This is a genomic window from Bacillus sp. JJ1122 (assembly GCF_036964885.1).
In the GTDB taxonomy this organism is placed as follows: Bacteria; Bacillota; Bacilli; order Bacillales; family Cytobacillaceae; genus Mesobacillus.
This window is the reverse complement of sequence record NZ_JBALQL010000040.1, coordinates 37463-39811: the sequence shown is the minus strand read 5'-3', so window position 1 is coordinate 39811 and position 2349 is coordinate 37463. Positions and strand designations below refer to the sequence as shown.

General features: G+C 43.9%; 3 protein-coding genes. All 3 read left to right on the top strand.

All coding sequences use genetic code 11. The annotated features are described in order from the left end of the window. Window positions 1-73 precede the first annotated feature (73 nt). The 3 genes from ispE to V7201_RS20360 are packed head-to-tail and all read left to right on the top strand — an operon-like array spanning window position 74 to window position 2257. The gene (gene ispE / locus V7201_RS20370) at window positions 74-943 is read left to right on the top strand and encodes a 4-(cytidine 5'-diphospho)-2-C-methyl-D-erythritol kinase (protein ID WP_335378595.1); all 870 of its coding nucleotides are present in this window, start codon (window positions 74-76) and stop codon (window positions 941-943) included. Window positions 944-998: 55 nt separating this feature from the next. After that, window positions 999-1823, top strand: a complete 825-nt coding sequence (purR, locus tag V7201_RS20365) for a pur operon repressor (RefSeq protein ID WP_335378594.1) — start codon at window positions 999-1001, stop codon at window positions 1821-1823. Between the two features lie 59 nt (window positions 1824-1882). Beyond that, on the top strand, window positions 1883-2257 hold the full coding sequence (locus V7201_RS20360; RefSeq protein ID WP_335378593.1) for a RidA family protein: 375 nt from the start codon (window positions 1883-1885) through the stop codon (window positions 2255-2257). Window positions 2258-2349: the final 92 nt, after the last annotated feature.

Genomic DNA, 2349 nt, shown 5'->3' with positions numbered 1-2349 from the left:
GCGCTTGCGCTTTTCTTATCGTTTTGTGGTAAAATAGGACAAAATGTGGAATTCGTTAAAGTAGGTGGAAGCAGTGAAGATTTTGGTGAAGGCGCCAGCGAAAATTAATTTGTCGCTTGATGTGTTGCATAAACGGCCGGACGGTTACCATGAAGTTGAGATGGTGATGACGACGATTGATTTGGCTGATCGCATTGAGCTTAGTTTACTTGAGGAAGACAGGATTGTCATCCATTCACACAATAGATTTGTTCCGGATGACCAGCGGAACCTTGCTTATCAGGCAGCCCATTTATTGAAAGAAAGATTCCAGGTGAAAAAGGGCGTAGTCATCGGTATTGAAAAAACAATTCCTGTAGCTGCGGGCCTGGCTGGTGGCAGCAGTGATGCAGCTGCTACGTTAAGAGGACTGAACAAGCTCTGGAAACTTGGCCTGACATTGGACGAACTGGCCGTACTAGGTGCGGAAATAGGATCGGACGTTTCTTTCTGTGTCTACGGTGGAACGGCATTGGCAACTGGACGTGGAGAAATCATCGAGCAGATTCCAGCCCCGCCGACATGCTGGGTTGTTCTGGCTAAGCCTTTTATCGGTGTCTCTACAGCAGAAGTTTATCGTCGTTTACATGTAGATAAAATTGAGCACCCGCCTACAAAAGAAATGATTTCTGCGATAGAAAATGGGGATTTCCGTGGGGTATGCAACAGCGTTGGCAATGTACTAGAGGATGTAACCCTGTCACTATATCCGGAAGTAGCCCAAATCAAAGACCAGATGAAGCGCTTTGGAGCGGATGCAGTTTTGATGAGCGGCAGCGGCCCAACCGTTTTCAGCCTTGTAGAGCATGATTCACGGATGCATCGGATTTATAATGGTTTAAGAGGATTTTGTGATCAGGTATTTGCTGTCAGAATGCTCGGGGAACGGCATACCCTTGATTAAATCCGTATAATGGTGTTATATTAACCTTAAATATTCGGATTTTGGGGGTTCTTCAATGAAATTTCGACGCAGTGAGCGTTTGATTGATATGACGACTTATTTACTTGAACATCCTCGCCAACTGGTACCGTTAACTTATTTCGCGGAGAAATATGGTTCTGCCAAATCCTCGATCAGCGAAGATTTGGGAATCATCAAAGAAACATTTGAGCAGCGGGGAATCGGTGTGCTGCAAACAGTACCAGGCGCTGCCGGGGGAGTTAAGTTCCACGTCAATATCAATGATGATAAGGCGAAAGAAGTAATAAAGGATCTTTGCACGATCATGGCCAGCCCGGACCGGCTGCTGCCAGGCGGTTATTTGTATATGAATGATATCATTGGAAACCCAGCGATTGTCCAGGAGGTTGGCAGGCTATTAGCTTCTGCTTATGCTAAAAAGGACATTGAGGTCGTGATGACCGTCGCTACAAAGGGTATCCCAATTGCCTATGCGGTGGCAAGCTATTTAAATGTCCCAGTCGTGATTGTCAGAAGAGACAGCAAGGTTACGGAAGGTTCAACGGTCAGCATCAATTATGTTTCCGGCTCGTCTAAAAGGATCCAGACGATGGTCCTTTCAAAACGGAGTCTCGCACAGGGTTCGAAAGTACTGATTGTGGACGACTTCATGAAAGCAGGCGGAACGGTCAATGGGATGATCAATCTGCTTGAAGAGTTTAATGCAGAATTAGCGGGAATTGCCGTTCTCGTTGAATCAGAAAATATTGAAGAAAGACTAGTGGATGAGTATCTTTCACTTGTACGTCTTTCGAATGTTGATGTTAAAGAACGAAAAATAACCGTGAGTGAAGGAAATTACTTCTTGCGTAAAGAATAACTCTATTAAAAAGGCTCTTTTCGAAAAAAGGGCTTTTAATAATAAGATGGGGTGACAATATGAATATTGTACAAACTTCAAATGCGCCAGCCGCAATTGGCCCTTATTCCCAAGGTGTTGTAGTGAACAATCTGTTTTTCAGTTCTGGCCAGATTCCATTGACTGCAGAAGGTGTAATGGTTGAAGGAGATATCCAGGCCCAGGCACATCAGGTCTTTAAAAATCTGACAGCTGTACTGGAGGCTGCAGGAGCTTCCTTGGAAACCGTTGTAAAAGCAACTGTATTTATTAAGAATATGGATGAATTTGCTCAATTGAATGAAGTGTATGGGGAGTATTTCAGTGTTCATAAGCCTGCACGTTCGACAGTAGAGGTAGCAAGACTACCGAAAGATGCATTGGTAGAAATTGAAGTAATCGCGCTCGTTAAATAACGAGCGTATTTTTTTTGCTCTTATTTAACGGAATTAACAGGAGGCTGTGTTTAAGCTGAATATTGATATTCATAGCCTGTTGATTGTAGTGG

Coding starts and splice junctions, on each gene's coding strand:
- V7201_RS20360 (WP_335378593.1), top strand. CDS start 1,883: ATGAATATTGTACAAACTTCAAATGCGCCAGCCGCAATTGGCCCTTAT.
- purR (WP_335378594.1), top strand. CDS start 999: ATGAAATTTCGACGCAGTGAGCGTTTGATTGATATGACGACTTATTTA.